At 37.1% G+C, this 15,360-nt stretch carries 17 protein-coding genes and 1 tRNA gene; 11 read left to right on the plus strand and 7 right to left on the minus strand.

All coding sequences use genetic code 11. The features are described from left to right. Positions 1 to 40 precede the first annotated feature (40 nt). The 10 genes from AC2A07_RS02635 to AC2A07_RS02680 all read left to right on the plus strand — a co-directional run bounded on the left by AC2A07_RS02635 (position 41) and on the right by AC2A07_RS02680 (position 8,963). A complete protein-coding gene (locus AC2A07_RS02635; protein ID WP_484049081.1) occupies positions 41 to 271 on the plus strand; it encodes a DUF2007 domain-containing protein in 231 nt (76 codons plus the stop codon). A 97-nt stretch (positions 272 to 368) separates the two neighbouring features. Continuing rightward, the gene (locus AC2A07_RS02640; RefSeq protein WP_484049082.1) at positions 369 to 884 is read left to right on the plus strand and encodes a GNAT family N-acetyltransferase; all 516 of its coding nucleotides are present in this window, start codon (positions 369 to 371) and stop codon (positions 882 to 884) included. Between the two features lie 122 nt (positions 885 to 1,006). Next, the gene (locus AC2A07_RS02645; RefSeq protein WP_484049083.1) at positions 1,007 to 1,462 is read left to right on the plus strand and encodes a GbsR/MarR family transcriptional regulator; all 456 of its coding nucleotides are present in this window, start codon (positions 1,007 to 1,009) and stop codon (positions 1,460 to 1,462) included. Between the two features lies 1 nt (position 1,463). Further along, entirely contained in the window at positions 1,464 to 2,648 is a 1,185-nt protein-coding gene (locus AC2A07_RS02650) for an efflux RND transporter periplasmic adaptor subunit (RefSeq protein ID WP_484049084.1), read from the plus strand. Continuing rightward, on the plus strand, positions 2,648 to 5,794 hold the full coding sequence (locus AC2A07_RS02655) for an efflux RND transporter permease subunit (protein WP_484049085.1): 3,147 nt from the start codon (positions 2,648 to 2,650) through the stop codon (positions 5,792 to 5,794). Before AC2A07_RS02650 ends, AC2A07_RS02655 begins: the two co-directional genes overlap by 1 nt. A 21-nt stretch (positions 5,795 to 5,815) precedes the next feature. Further along, positions 5,816 to 7,231, plus strand: a complete 1,416-nt coding sequence (locus tag AC2A07_RS02660; RefSeq protein WP_484049086.1) for an efflux transporter outer membrane subunit — start codon at positions 5,816 to 5,818, stop codon at positions 7,229 to 7,231. A 126-nt stretch (positions 7,232 to 7,357) separates the two neighbouring features. Further along, positions 7,358 to 7,852, plus strand: a complete 495-nt coding sequence (locus tag AC2A07_RS02665) for a GNAT family N-acetyltransferase (protein ID WP_484049087.1) — start codon at positions 7,358 to 7,360, stop codon at positions 7,850 to 7,852. Continuing rightward, positions 7,849 to 8,328: a MarR family winged helix-turn-helix transcriptional regulator gene (locus tag AC2A07_RS02670; RefSeq protein ID WP_484049088.1), complete on the plus strand. Its 480-nt coding sequence runs from the start codon at positions 7,849 to 7,851 to the stop codon at positions 8,326 to 8,328. The genes AC2A07_RS02665 and AC2A07_RS02670 overlap by 4 nt, the downstream gene beginning before the upstream one ends. Before the next feature lie 156 nt (positions 8,329 to 8,484). After that, a tRNA-Ala gene (locus tag AC2A07_RS02675) sits at positions 8,485 to 8,558 on the plus strand. Between the two features lie 33 nt (positions 8,559 to 8,591). Further along, positions 8,592 to 8,963 (plus strand): hypothetical protein, encoded by a 372-nt coding sequence (locus AC2A07_RS02680; protein ID WP_484049089.1) that lies wholly within the window; start codon positions 8,592 to 8,594, stop codon positions 8,961 to 8,963. 138 nt (positions 8,964 to 9,101) lie between these two features. Here AC2A07_RS02680 and AC2A07_RS02685 read toward each other — a convergent pair whose 3' ends face one another. From AC2A07_RS02685 to AC2A07_RS02715, 7 genes are all read right to left on the minus strand, one after another. Continuing rightward, the gene (locus AC2A07_RS02685; RefSeq protein ID WP_484049090.1) at positions 9,102 to 9,593 is read right to left on the minus strand and encodes a hypothetical protein; all 492 of its coding nucleotides are present in this window, start codon (positions 9,591 to 9,593) and stop codon (positions 9,102 to 9,104) included. 151 nt (positions 9,594 to 9,744) lie between these two features. Continuing rightward, the gene (locus AC2A07_RS02690; protein ID WP_484049091.1) at positions 9,745 to 10,041 is read right to left on the minus strand and encodes a hypothetical protein; all 297 of its coding nucleotides are present in this window, start codon (positions 10,039 to 10,041) and stop codon (positions 9,745 to 9,747) included. 322 nt (positions 10,042 to 10,363) lie between these two features. Continuing rightward, positions 10,364 to 10,495, minus strand: a complete 132-nt coding sequence (locus AC2A07_RS02695) for a hypothetical protein (RefSeq protein ID WP_484049092.1) — start codon at positions 10,493 to 10,495, stop codon at positions 10,364 to 10,366. Between the two features lie 615 nt (positions 10,496 to 11,110). Then, on the minus strand, positions 11,111 to 11,302 hold the full coding sequence (locus tag AC2A07_RS02700) for a hypothetical protein (protein ID WP_484049093.1): 192 nt from the start codon (positions 11,300 to 11,302) through the stop codon (positions 11,111 to 11,113). Positions 11,303 to 11,694: 392 nt separating this feature from the next. Beyond that, positions 11,695 to 12,249 (minus strand): hypothetical protein, encoded by a 555-nt coding sequence (locus AC2A07_RS02705; RefSeq protein WP_484049094.1) that lies wholly within the window; start codon positions 12,247 to 12,249, stop codon positions 11,695 to 11,697. Then, positions 12,246 to 14,222 (minus strand): RHS repeat-associated core domain-containing protein, encoded by a 1,977-nt coding sequence (locus AC2A07_RS02710; RefSeq protein ID WP_484049095.1) that lies wholly within the window; start codon positions 14,220 to 14,222, stop codon positions 12,246 to 12,248. The genes AC2A07_RS02705 and AC2A07_RS02710 overlap by 4 nt, the downstream gene beginning before the upstream one ends. A gap of 636 nt (positions 14,223 to 14,858) precedes the next feature. Next, positions 14,859 to 15,056, minus strand: coding sequence for a CHC2 zinc finger domain-containing protein (locus AC2A07_RS02715; RefSeq protein ID WP_484049096.1), 198 nt, complete (start codon positions 15,054 to 15,056; stop codon positions 14,859 to 14,861). 48 nt (positions 15,057 to 15,104) lie between these two features. On the opposite strand from AC2A07_RS02715, the gene AC2A07_RS02720 reads away from it, so the two are divergent. Next, on the plus strand, positions 15,105 to 15,272 hold the full coding sequence (locus AC2A07_RS02720) for a helix-turn-helix domain-containing protein (protein WP_484049097.1): 168 nt from the start codon (positions 15,105 to 15,107) through the stop codon (positions 15,270 to 15,272). Positions 15,273 to 15,360 lie beyond the last annotated feature (88 nt).

A 15,360-nucleotide genomic window follows, 5' to 3' on the forward strand; every position in this document is an offset into this window, starting at 1 on the left:
AAAAAACGTCCTATATTTAGATACTCAAAATGTATATTATATGGAACGTAACACGAGAGTATCAGTTTTTGAAAGTGATAAACCTGCAGAAATTCAACTGATCAAGTCTAAATTAGAAGAGGCGCAAATTACCAATGCCGTAGAAAATAATTATCTTACTTTCACGACAACACCTACCGCAACATCGCTTAAGGTAATGGTAGATTTGCAGGATGAGAAGAAAGCATTTGACGTCATTGACGCTTATATTCAACAAAATCAAAATCAATAAAATCAATTTCATAATTTTAAATTTTACTACTTCGGAACCGAAAATTAATCACAATTAATTTTCGGTTTTTTTTGTCAAATTTCAAAAAATAAGCCTGATGACTCAAAATACAATTCATTTCAGAAAAGCTGAAATACAGGATAAAGATACCATCTGGAACATCATACAGCAGTCTATTGAACGAAGGAGGATAGACGGCAGCACCCAGTGGCAGAACGGATATCCGAATGAAAACACAATTGAAAGTGACATTTCAAAAAACTTTGGATATGTTATGACGGTTGATGATCAGATTGCTGTTTATGTAGCTCTGATTTTTAATGATGAACCTGCTTACAGCTCAATAGAAGGAGCATGGCTGACAGACGGTGAATTTGTGGTGATTCACAGAGTTGCCGTTTCGGAAGAATTTTCAGGAAAGGGTTTGGTTAAAAAACTTTTTGATCATATTGAAGATTTTGTAAAGTCAGAAAAAGTCGCCAGTATAAAGGTTGATACCAATTATGATAATATAGCAATGCTTAAAATTCTTGAATACAAGGGATATGTTTACTGCGGTGAAGTTTTGCTGCCATCAGGAATGAGAAAAGCCTTTGAAAAAGTTGTGATGTGAAAAAGGTGCGAAAGTTAAATCTGTTTCAATTGATTCTTTAAGAAACTATATATTCATAAACTCTATTAAGTTTGTTCGTTTAGTTCCGAACTAAGTTTTACTTTTGTTCAAAATTATATGCAATGAATAAAAGTATAGAAATTGATGATAAGATTTTTCAGGATGCTGTGAAATTTTACAGCACGATGTTTAATCTTCCTCCATTGGCTTCTAAAATCTATTCCTACCTGATTTTCGATTTTGAAAAGGTAGGAATTACTTTTGATGAATTTGTTGAAGTTTTTTCTGCAAGCAAAAGTTCGGTTTCTACTAACATAGCATTGCTTTTAAGTTCTCAGTTGATTATTGACGTGAATAAAATGGATGAAAGGAAACGCTATTTTTTCACCAATAACGACTATAAGAAAATTAGATTTGAAAAAATTGTACAGAAAATGCAGGATGAATTAAAACTTCTGGAAGATCTCAGACGGTTCAGGAAAGTAAAAGATGAAGAGGATGATGAAAAGACTGAGGTTTATAAATCTCTTTTAAATAAAAATATCGTAAATATTCAGGAATCACTTAATAAACTATAAAATGACAAACAAGCTTATATTGTTTTCGGCAGCAGCATTTTTTCTGACTGCCTGCAAAAAAGAAGCTCCAAAACAGGAAGGTCCGAAACCTTATCCCGTAGTTGCGGTTGAAAACCAGAATGTGGTAGGGTATGACATCTTCCCGGCCAGTATTGAAGGAAGGGTAAATAATGATGTGAGAGCAAAAATCCAAGGGTATATCACTCAGGTTTTGGTCGATGAAGGGCAGTATGTCACTAAAGGTCAGCCTTTGTTCCGCCTGGAAACCAATACACTTAACGAGACTGCTGCTGCGGCAAAAGCCGGAGTAGGTGCTGCACAGTCCAACATTGCAGCAGCCCAGGCAGCAGTGAATGCCGCTCAGGTAGAAGTAAACAAGCTTAAGCCGCTGGTAGAAAAAAATATCATCAGTAACATTCAGCTGCAGACCGCACAGGCTAACCTTTCTCAGGCTCAGGCTCAGGTACAGCAGGCTATTGCAGCAAGACAGCAGGCAAGTGCCAACTACAAGGGAGCAGCAGCTAATGTAGACTATTCGATCATTCGTGCACCTATTTCAGGTGTAATCGGAAAGTTGCCTCTTAAAGTAGGAAGTCTTGTCGGACCTACGGATCAGAATGCATTGACAACTATATCGGATACCTCACAGATTTTTGCTTATTTTTCGATGAATGAGAAAGAATATTTTGATTTCCTTGAAAAGTCTGTCGGATCAAGTGTTCCGGAAAAAATTAAGAACCTTCCGATGGTTGAATTACAGCTGGCAAATGGAAGTATCTATGCCGAAAAAGGTAAGATAGAAGCTATTACAGGTTCAATCGATCCTACGACAGGGACGATACAGTTCAGAGTAGGATTTACAAACCCACAGAAACTGTTAAGCAACGGAAATAGTGGAAGCATCAGATTTCCTAAACGATTCGACAACGTTTTGGTCGTTCCTGAAAGTGCAACATACGAACAGCAGGGTATTGTTTACGTTTATAAAGTTGAAAAAGACACGGCCAGAAATTCAGTGGTTGAAGTGATTGAAAGAATCAACAATTTGGCACTGATAAAATCAGGAGTAAAAAAAGGAGAAATGATTATCGCGGCCGGAACCGGAAATATAAAACCGGGGACTGCCGTTAAGCCTAAAAAGGTGAGTATGGATAGTCTTGTACAATCAGTAAAACCGAAATTCTAATGATAAAGAACTTTATTAACAGGCCGGTTCTATCGACGGTAATCTCAATATTGATCGTTATTCTCGGTGTTCTCGGGCTCACAGCGCTTCCGGTTACCCAGTATCCTGATATCGCACCGGCTACGGTGAGTGTGAGAGCAAATTATACCGGAGCCAACGCCGAAACCGTTATGAAGAGTGTCGTTGTACCTCTTGAAGAACAGATCAATGGAGTAGAAGGGATGGATTACATTACCTCTACAGCAGGAAATGACGGTTCAGCTCAGATCCAGGTATTTTTTAAGCAGGGAATTGATGCAGATATCGCTGCCGTTAACGTTCAGAACCGTGTTGCGAGAGCAACTCCGTTACTTCCGAGTGAGGTAACCCGTGCAGGTGTGGTAACGCAGAAACAGCAGACCAGTGCACTAATGTATCTTTCTTTTTATTCTGAAAATAAAAATATTGATGATGTCTATCTTCAGAACTTTTTGAACATCAACGTCATCCCAAACCTGCAAAGAATTAACGGAGTAGGAGAAGCCAACGTTTTCGGAGGAAAAAACTATTCAATGAGAATATGGCTGGATCCTGCCAAGCTTGCTGCTTATGGTATCACCCCCAACGAAGTAACTACGGCTATCAATGATCAGAGCAGGGAAGCTGCTGCGGGTTCTTTAGGGCAGAACAGCGGAAGTTCTTTTGAATACATTATCAAGTATGTAGGAAAGTTCAGTGAAAAAGAACAGTATGATGATATTATCATCAAATCTCTTCCGGACGGACAGAATCTGATGCTGAAAGATGTTGCCAAAGTAGAACTGGGCGGTCTGTCATACACCGGAGTCGGTGAAAACGGAGATTATCCTTCCATTAGTATGGGAGTATTCCAGACTCCCGGATCGAATGCGCAGGAGATTATAGAAAACATTAAGAAACAGCTTAAGGAAAGCGAAAGTTCATATCCTGAAGGGGTAAAATATACTTTTAACTTTGATACCAACGAATTTCTGGACGCGAGTATCGAGAAAGTAATCCATACTTTGATCGAAGCATTTATTCTGGTATTTATTGTAGTATATATTTTCCTGCAGGATTTCAGATCGACACTGATTCCGGCCATTGCAGTTCCGGTATCCATCGTGGGAACATTCTTTTTCCTGAATCTGTTCGGATATTCATTAAACCTTTTAACACTATTTGCCCTGGTGCTGGCGATCGGTATTGTGGTCGATGATGCGATTGTCGTCGTCGAAGCAGTACACGCTAAAATGGAGAAGGGAATCTCCAATGCGAAAAAAGCAACAGTGGAGGCGATGGACGAAATCACCGGAGCAATCATCTCAATTACTCTGGTAATGGCTGCGGTATTTATTCCGGTAACCTTTATTACGGGTCCTACCGGTGTATTTTATCAGCAGTTTGGGATTACGCTGATCATTGCGATCATTATTTCCGCGGTGAATGCATTGACGCTGAGTCCTGTTTTATGTTCATTATTCCTGAAGCCTCATGAAGATCACCATGAAGATTATAAGAATAAAAACTTCATTCAGAAGTTCTTTTACAAATTCAACATCGGTTTCAAGACAGCAACCGACCGTTATGGAAGAGGATTTAATTTCCTGATCAAGCATAAGTGGGTGACGCTTGTCATTCTTATTGTGACAGGAGGAATTATCTACTGGGCGAATGGCAGCATGAAGAAAGGTTTTGTACCGACAGAAGACAGAGGGATTATCTTTACCGATGTACAGCTTCCTCCGGGAGCGTCAATGGAAAGAACCTACAACGTTCTGAAGACACTGCAGAAAGACGCCATGAAGATTCCCGGAATCCAGAATGTTACGATCTCAACAGGTAGAGGATTACTTTCCGGAAACGGAAGCAATAACGGTCTTGCCTTTATTAAGCTGAAACCTTTTGATGACAGAAAAGGAGACGGTTTATCTTCAGAAGAAATTTCTATGCGACTATTTGGTCTGGCAGGAAAGGTTCCTGATGCAAAAGTAGTATTTTTCCAGCCTCCAAGTGTACCGGGATTCGGTAACAGTGCCGGTTTTGAAATGGTACTTTTAGATAAATCCGGAGGAGATTTTGCCCAGTTGGATGCCAAAACAAACGAATTTATCGGGAATTTAATGCAAAGACCTGAAATTGAATTTGCCCAAACCTCATTTAATACAAAATATCCGCAGTACCTGATGGAAATCAATGTGCCGCTGGCGAAACAGAAAGGAGTTTCTGTCAATGATATTCTGGCGACAATGCAGGGATATATCGGGGGAATTTACGGTGCTGACTTTACCAAATACGGAAAGCAGTTCAGGGTGATGATCCAGGCACTTCCCGAGGACAGAGCCAATGCAGAAAACCTTAACCAGTATTATATTAAGACAAGCTCAGGAGAGATGTCTCCTATTTCACAGTTTGTGACCCTGACCAAAACCTATGGTCCTCAGTCCGTAGGCCGTTATAACCTCTTTACTTCTGTTAAAATTACAGGAGCAAACAAAACAGGTTTCAGTTCAGGGGATGCAATTACTGCTGTGCAGCAGGTTGCTAAAGAAACACTGGATCAGAATTATGATGTAGAGTTTACAGGTCTTACAAGAGAAGAATTGAATTCAGGATCTCAGACCTTACTCATCTTTGCGTTGAGTCTTGTGTTTGTTTATTTTATTCTTTCTGCCCAGTACGAAAGTTATATTTTACCTTTTGTCGTGGTCATATCATTACCGTTGGGGGTGATGGGAGCATATTTCGGACAGAAAATTATGGGACTTGAGAACAACATTTATTTCCAGATTGCACTGATCATGCTGGTCGGTTTACTGGCTAAAAATGCGATCTTAATTATCGAATTTGCTGTTCAGAGAAGGCATCACGGTGAGTCGATTGTAGATTCTGCTATCAACGCTGCAAAAGCGAGATTAAGACCGATCCTGATGACCTCTCTTGCATTCATCTTTGGTTTACTGCCATTGGTACTGGCCAGCGGAATCGGTGCAGTCGGTAACAGATCAATTGCAACAGGTGCAGCAATAGGGCTTTTGATAGGAACTATTTTAGGGGTATTTGTAATTCCTGTATTGTATGTCGTTTTTCAGACATTGCAGGAGAAGGTAAAACCTATTAAGCAGGAAGACATCAATTTAGCTGAGTAAGAAATCTTTAAGATTTAAATAATGAAAAATTTATCAATAATAATAAAAGGAACGGCTTTTTCAGTACTCACTGCAGTGATGATATCTTCCTGCCATGTAAGAAAGGAATATGAGCGACCGGCGGCAGTGGTGGATGAAAAACTTTTCCGTACAGATATGCTTCCCCAGGACAGCACCAGTACAGCCAATGTTTCATGGAAGGAAATATTCACTGATCCCATTCTTCAGAAACACATTTCCAAAGCTTTGGAAAACAATCTGGACATTAGGATTGCATTGCAGAATATAACTTCAGCCGCGGCTTATTTAAGACAGAGCAAAGCTGCCTATCAGCCAACACTGACAGTGGGGCCGGGGTATACTTTTCAGACGCAGTCGATCAATACCCAGTTTGGGCAGATCATCGGGGAGAGAAGATATGTCAACCAGTTTGATATTACCGGAAGTATTGCATGGGAAGCTGATTTATGGGGGAAACTGAAAGCTCAGGAAAAAGCACAGCTGGCAACTTATTTAGGAAATGTGGCAGCACACAGAGCTGTAAAAAGTGATCTGGTATCATCAATTGCTTCCAGTTATTACCAGTTGCTGACGTTGGATGACCAGAAGAAAATCATTCAGGAAACGATTGAAGTTCGTGAAAACAATCTTGAAACCACCAAAGCGCTAAAGGTTGCAGGAACACTTACAGAAGTTGCGGTTCAGCAGAGTGAAGCGCTGGTCTATAATGCACAGGCTTTACTGATTGATATCGATACGCAGATTCAGCAGCTGGAAAACACAATGAATCTTTTGATGGGTGAGCCTTCAAAAGCCATTGAAAGATCTACTTTAGACAGTCAGAAACTTCCTGAAAGTTTTGCTTTGGGATATCCGGTCAATCTATTGGCCAACCGTCCTGATGTGATGCAGGCAGAGTACAACTTAATGAACGCATTCGAATTGACCAATTCTGCAAAAGCCCAGTTTTATCCAACGTTGAAACTGACAGGAAGTGGGGGATTACAGTCAGTAGACATTGATCATCTTTTCAGTGTCAATTCAATATTCGGAAGTTTGATCGGAGGATTGGCTCAGCCCATTCTGAACAGAAGACAGATCAGAACCAATTACGAAGTAAGTCTTGCCAACAAAGAAACCGCTTACTTAAACTTCAGAAAAACGGTTCTTACTGCTGGGAAAGAAGTTTCAGATGCGATCCGAGTATTTTCAGTACAGGATTCATTTATTGATCTGAAAACAAAAGAACTGAATGCGTACAAAAAATCGGTTGACTACTCTCAGGAATTAGTCAACTATGGTTTGGCCAATTATCTTGAAGTTTTAAATGCCAACGTTAATTCACTGAATGCCGAACTGAATATTTCTAATGCACAGTACAGTAAAATGAAAGCTGCAGTAGACCTTTACAGGGCTTTAGGCGGCGGATGGAAATAAATAATAATTTATTTTTACATAATAGATCAAGACGTATGCTTAAACAGCATACGTCTTTTTAATAAAAGTACATTTCATTTGTATATATGTAGTTAACTACGTAGTTTTGTACATAAATAAAACTGTATGTTAAAAATCTGTCCGATCAGCAATAATTTTTCAGAATCTGTCATCGAATTGATTCTGAATATTCAGCAAAATGAATTCAATATACCGATTACGGTTGAAGACCAGCCTGACCTTCTCGAAATCGATGATTTTTATCTTTCTACCGGAGGAAATTTCTGGGGTGCATTTATTGATGATGAACTGGTAGGAACGATTGCTTTAATTAAATTTGATGAAAAGTCAGGAGCAATCCGAAAGATGTTTGTCAAAAAGGAATTCAGGGGAAAGGCGTATCAGGTTGCACAGAAGCTATTGGAAAATTTAATTTCTTACTGTCATCAAAATGGAATAGATCAAATTTATTTAGGTACGGTAGCGGTGCTGAAAGCAGCGTTAAGATTTTATGAAAAAAATCATTTCACCGTTATTGAAAAGAAAATATTGCCCGAAAAGTTTCCTGTAATGAAAGCGGATACTGTTTTTTGCATGCGTGATTTAAAATCTACATCATGAATATTATCAATGAATCAGGTATTCTTGCCTTATCAACAAGACTGCAGAGACTCAGCGAACAGCTTCGTAAAGACGGAGCTCTGATCTATAAAGAATTTGGAATTGATTTCGAACCCAAGTGGTTTCCGGTCATTTTTACTTTACACCATAAAAAAACACTCAGCGTCGTTGAAATTGCCAATGAAATTGGATATAGTCACCCTTCTACTATCAGTTTACTGAAAGAACTGGAAAAACAGAAAATCATCCGTTCTAAAAAAGATAAGTCTGACGAAAGGAAACGTTTGATTGAACTGTCACCCAAAGGATCAGACCTGATCGAAAAAATGCAGCCGGTCTGGGAACTGATGTCTAAAGTGTTGGGCGAGATCGCAGACAACAGTCATCATCTGTTGAAGGCGATTGAAGAAGTAGAAAAAAAGATTGCTGCTCAGTCGTTTTTGCAGAGGGTAGTGCAGATAAAAGATACAGAGTGAGAGATTTTATTTTGCTATTTTCTCAAAGAATTCAAAAAAAAGGATGAAGATTTTCAGATCAAAGCATTTTTTTAAATAAATTTTAACAAATTATTTGCAAATATGGTTTAATTACTTACTTTTGTACCGCTTGAATGAAAAGCAAAAAGAGATCAAGGGGAATTAGCTCATCTGGCTAGAGCGTTAGACTGGCAGTCTAAAGGTGACGGGTTCGATCCCCGTATTCTCCACAAGGTTAAACTTTATCAACCACATTAAAAGCTATGAAGAAACTTTTTTTATTATTAGTTGCGACTTTTTCATTAATTGGATGTACTGCTGATGATGAGACCATCTATGATTACATCGGAACATGGTCGGGAACTTACAGTGGAAGTGATAAAGGGGTATGGAATTTTGTTGTTGCCAGTGACGGTGATGTTACCGGAACAATGCATTCTGAAACCAATAATGAAAACTACAATATTTCAGGTCATCTGGATTCTTCAGGACAACTAACTGCTGAATTGGGTCTGCCCGCTGACGGTCAGTTTACCGGCACACTCACTGCTGACAAAAAAGGCAACGGAAACTGGGTTAATGCATTACCTACCCCTGACAGAAGTGGTGCATGGACTGGAGAAAAGAATAAATAGTTTAAAAAAAATTATATAATAAAAAACCTCGCAAAATGCGAGGTTTTTTTATTTATCAGCTCAAAGTCACAGACTTTGCGCAGTGAGGAGGTTTTGTTGCTACCTGCCACACGATAAAATTATGCGGGAGCTAGCCTTTTAAAATCCAGAAGTCCATAAAAGTTGATTTAATTTCACTTCATCTATAATAAAATTTTCTGAATGATCTCTAAATCCAGGTTGTTTTTTTAATTGTTCGACAATATTTTGAACAATGGCTAAATTTGAAAAAACGCCTATAATTCTTTCATCATCCGTGAAAGTATCAACAGTATATGCATGGCTAACATTATAGATAGATTTTAAATTTTGCACTATATAAGTATCTTCAATAATTAAATCTTCTTCAGGTAAATAATCTCTTCCTATTTCGCCTGCCACAGTATGAAATCCTCTATTCCAATGTACTTTATTTAATTCATATTTTTTAATTGTAAAACCATCGGGATAATCTTTGAATCCAGAAAATTTTGATGCAGTATTTTTTATTCTTTCTAATTTCTGTAAATTATCAAAAAAACCTAAAATCTTACAATTTGTATGTGATTCTTCTGTGTAAATATGTTCAAGAGTGGATATAAAATTTTTCATTTAAATTTATTTTTTCTTTGGTAATTCGAATCCTCTATCTCCCCATTTTTTTATTTTATTAAATTCAGAACCTGTTCCTTTACTTGCTTTACCTTTATTCCATTCACCTTTACCATACTGACCATTTAAAATTCTCTCCGCAAAAGTTTTCCTATCTTCTCCACATACGGTCTTCTCTTTGTTCTTTCGCCCATGATGGAACGTCTATAGCTGCTTCCTTTCCTGTTTTATCACTAGCAGGTACTTTTTTCTCTTTTGGTACATTTTGACCGTTTACATATTTATCGTCATCAGTACTATTGTCAATTTTTAAATTTCTGTAACCAACGCCTGGATCTGCAATAGTAGTATAAGATGGTGAGTAAATTGATATATGTCTACAAGCTCCAGCTTTTATTAACATTGCCAAAGCAGCAACATCTGCAGGACAAAGTGTTGGAGAATCCACCTACGAAACTAATAAAGACATCATCGCTAAACTTCCAGGACTAGAATTGCTACTTATAGCTTTTCCAGTAAAAGTAACTTCTTGAATTGGTATTACTTTTAAAGTGGCAGCGTTTGTTTCAGGGTTATAGTCATACACATTGTTTTTATCATCAATGTACGGTTTAAACTCTGCTGTGTTTGGACAGGTACGAAAATGTGCAAACGCTTCTCCTTCCTTTCCTGTAGGATTCCAAAAACTTATTATTCAAAACGTAAGTGTAAGTTTCGTGAGTATATTGGCTTCTTGAATCCACAACGCCCCATCTTCCAATATCCGGCATTTAGAATCTCGCCCCATAATCAAACATCCCGGTCTCCTGAATTTCCTTGCCATTGTACTTATAATTGTAATAGCTTCCCAGATAACCTTTATTAACACCCCCTATGCGATTGAGTCCAAGCGTAATAATCATTGGTATCTGTAATTTCTACAGTGCCGTCAGTCTTTTTAGCATAACTGACCCTCGCATTTCCAAGATGATCCCTGCATTGGTAAATGTAACGATTTTCTGTAAAGCTGAAAAATCCTTCTTAAGTACCCACAAAATCAAGTACGAAAGCAGATTCAAATCCTATTGGCTGTGGAGCCACCTTCCGGTAGGCATGCTCTTCGTAAGCAAATTCTTTTGCGTAGCAGGGTTTCTAGATCTTACCATCACAGATTGTAAAGCTAAAAAGAGTCTCGTAGAAAGTGCCATTGCACCACATAATAAAAAACCTCGCATTTTGATTTATCAGCTCAAAGTCACAGACTTTGCACAGCAAGGGATTATTTAATCAACAATCCTACTATAATAGCTAATTGATTTTCAATCACCTGTGTCATGCGGTTTCCCGAATATATATATACCAAGTTATCGACCATCACCCCGGTTGTTCCTGCTACGGGAGGCATTGCTGTTCTCTTCAGGGAGGCAATGTTTCCATTCAGGTCATAGCTCAGGTATTCATCAAAATAATTGCTGCTTCCCGTCGTAGGTTCTTTGTAGAAAGCATTGTTTAATCTGTTGAGATTGTCATACTGGTAGTTATCTTTTCAAAAGATTTTCTGAAGCATTGTTCCAGTCGATCTCTGCAATATTCCCGTTAAACCTTGCTGTGGCATTACCAGGATTTACAGGATTTGAATATCGCATTTCATACCCAAAGAGTTTCCCGTTAAGGTTTACAGGATCATTGATCTTGGTCATCCATCCCTGGATATTATACTGGTAATCCACGGTCTGAAGAGGAGTAGATGAACTTGCTCCACCAACTTTCTTTGTTTTAAACTGTGAAAGCGGATTGTATTCATTCTGAGCCAGATATTTAATAAAAACATAACCGCTTTATAAAACAAAAAAACCACGCAAAATGCGAGGTTTTTATTTATCAGCTCAAAGTCACAGACTTTGCGCAGTGAGGGTCGCTTTAATTTTAACAAAATTTAAAAAAAAACATTAAGTTTTTAACACAGAATCTTTGCGCAGCGGAACATTATTTTTGATACTGAAACTGTTTCTGCTTCGTTGACAGTTGCTGCTTTTCCTCCTGCTTTATGAGTGATAATGACAACTGTTGCCATAGCAGTTTTATTTATCTTCTCAAAGTTGCAAACTTTAAGAGCAAATATTTATTTTATTTTAACAGTTTCTAATATTCTTTTAATTGACTGTTGTGTTTCTATGGATGGATTGTTACAGTAAATAGAAAGTTTTTGATCTGTAATATCTTTATTAAAAATTGCCCCAATAGTACCTTCGTGTTTTTTAGGAAAAATTAATAACACATCAATATTATTAATTTTATCATAATAATAATAATTTTTAAGATAGGTTGAATGAGATATATCAAAATCTTTATTTTTATATATTTCTATATCTTTAGACAATAATTCTCCATTAGAAAAGTCAACTAACGTTTGCTTCTCTCTCTCATTGTTAACAACTATTGGATTATCTATTATATTTGTAACACCACTACTAATAACGATTGAGTCTTCTTTATTTACAAATAAAAAAAAATTTGAATCATAGCCAGTATTTTCTTTTTTTACCCAATTATCAGGAATGCAAAATTTATACTGGTCAATATCATATTCTTTACATAATTTCCCCTCAACAATATTAGATTTATTACACGAAACTAAAACATAGAACAACAAACTAGTAACTATTAGTATTCTCATTTTTTAACATTTTTTTTATAAAAGTCTCGAGCTAATGTAGCAGAGGGAGTTTTATCCCATCCTTTAAGCCAACTCGCTTGAGATGAAAAAGATTTTCCAGTCATTCCATGTGATAAAATAACACCTAACCCCGAAGCTGTATAAATAATATTTTTCTCAGGGTTACTTAACGATGATGATCCAGAAGTAAAAGCAGTCATCAATCCTCGATTTGAATGATCCAATCCTAGATTATGACCTAGCTCATGTTTTACAACATCATTAAATTGGTTAGATCCTATTGTTTTCTTTTCAACCGCACAAATTCTACCACCTGTAGTTCCCCAACCTAAAGTATCGCCAGAAGCATTTGAATCAACAACTTCATCTACTATCATCATAACATGGTCATTTTTTCCAATTTTATCAAAGCTACTAACAACTTCATATTCAATATTAAATGAACTAATATAAACACTTGAATTTAATGACGAACCATATGATTGATACCCTAGACCTTGAAATTCTTTTAGTGAAACTGAACCTTTGGAGCCACTAAACATTGTAGATGATAAATCAGCACCTGAAAGATTTAAAATTTTCATAGTTACAGTCATACTAACATTTTTATATTCTGTATTTCCTTCTCGTCTTGAAGAATTTATTGTGGTTCTTACATCATCATTTTCTCCACCATGATAATTTCCATTACCCTTATTATTCCATGTACTTGAGGATGTCGTATTATCCCACATTTGCTGAAGAGAGCTCACGGACAACATTCCGTCAGGATCAACATAGAAAATTGGATTATTTGCTGCATAATTATATGGGGTATGACGACGCATTTTCTCCGCCAACGGATCTACAACTCCCCATCTTCCAATATCCGGCATATAAAACCTTGCTCCATAATCATACATTCCGGTCTCCTGAATTTCTTTTCCGTTGTACTTATAGTTGTAATAGCTTCCCAGATAACCTTTATTAACACCACCTATGTGATTAAGTCCAAAAGCATAATAATCATTCGTATCTGTAATTTCTACAGTGCCGTCAGTTTTTTTAGCATAACTGACCCTTGCATTTCCAAGATGGTCTCTGTATTGGTAAATGTAACGATTTTCTTTAAAACTGAAAAATCCTTCTGAAGTACCCACAAAGTCAAGTACGAAAGCAGATTCCAGTCCTATTGGCTGTGGAGCCACCTTCCGGTAGGCACGCTCTTCGTAGGCAAATTCAACCGGACAAAACATGCATGGAGTTGTAACCTGAGTCTGGTTATAATGAAATCCATCAAGATAATCGGTGATTTTTGTAGTGACATTTCCTGAACGCTCGGGAACTGATGTAAATTTTTTTCTGAGCTTTACACCGTCTGCCCTGTAGAGATAATTCATATCATAACTTCCAAAAGCAGGATTGTAGGGCTGAAAAATCGACATTTTTGAGGGAAGGTTCAAATGATTATAACGCATATTAAAAAGACCTTTATCAGGCATAGCGGTCATATTTCCATTATTGTCATAATCCATTATCCCGTTACCCCCTTCATATCCGATATTTAAAGATGTCTCGATAATCTGAGTAAGACGGTTACCCTCATATTGATAGTCCAGGTCATCTACCTTTAATGCTATTGTACTGCCCACTTCCGGATAGGCAAATCTTTTGAGCGTTTTTATATTGCCATTTTTATCATAGGTCAGATTCTCGTTATAATAAAAGGTGCTTGGATCTGTCTGATCCGGTTCTGTATAGACCGCATCTAATAATCTGTTTAAACCGTCGTATGCATAGGTATATCTTTTCCGACTGTTGACGGTAGACATATTCCAGTCAATTTCTGCAATATTCCCATTATATCTTCCAGATCCGACAGCGTTGTATTCAGGATCTGTGTATTTCATTTTATAGCCGAAAAAATCTGTTCCAAGATTCACCGGATCATTGATCTTCGTCATCCATCCCCGGATATTATACTGGCAATCCATGGTCTGAAAAGGGTTTGTTTTTTATCCGCTCAAAGTAGGTAGACTTTGTGCAGCGGGGAAGAAATCCGGATCATTTTTTTGTAGGTTTATGTTTCGAAAACCGTTAGAATCACCATCTTTAAATACGATTAAAGTTGTAGTAATATATCCTTAAGTTGCTCTGCAATATGTGTTTTTTCGTTTTTGCAGCCCAAATTATTTAATTTTTTTTTACAATAATAAACCCATCGCTATTGCTATGGGTTTATTTATTTTCTTAAAGTTGCAAACTTTGCGCAGTGGGTGGGGGGAAGCAATACATTTATTCGCAAAATACTGTAGCCTTTTTCTCCTGTTCTGTTGTTAATTAATCCTTTATCTAATAATAATCCAACTTCTACAGCATTGTTTATTAATTCTTTGCTTTTCCGTCTCCATGATCGAACTGACCAGAATTGTAACCAATTTTTAAAATGGAGTTATCCAAATTTATTTTCTCGATATATTGCTTTGCAGGAACGCTACAATACAAAGCTTTTTTAAAATAACTTAATGTACTTTCTAAAAAAGAGCAAACTTCTCTCTCGAGATTTTTGTCTGCCCAATCGCAGTACGACTAACAAGACTAATTGGTCTTGGTTTTTCATTATTAAGCAATCAACCTTCTGCTTTCCTGATTACTTCGTGTTTTGATATTTTCTCGTAATTTTCTATAAATTGGATAACGTCTCCTATTTTTCCGCAACCATGACATTTGTAAAAGTTCTTTTCTAAATTCACCTGAAGACTTGCCATTTTATGGTCATGTATAAAACATTTAAGCATATCAGATTTTTTTATCCCCTTTAATTTCATATTTTTGATATAATATTTAATTATTACGACCTTTTATATCTTTTAGGGATGAATATAGGAAGTGTTATAACTACATTAAGAGACAAAAACGGCTTTTTCCAAAGCGATTTGGCAGATAAAAGCGAAGTGTCTCGTGTGATAATTTGCAAGTACGAAAGAGGTGAAGAGATTCCTTCTGCTGATGCTGCCAAAAAATTGCAGATGCACTTTGCGTAAGTTTGGATTATTTGGTTGGTGGAACCAATCAGGTTTCTTTTGACAAAAGAACAGTAGACAGAATTAAGGATTTGGAACAACTGGAAGA

Source organism: Chryseobacterium sp. HNCC26DJ238 (assembly GCF_057180465.1).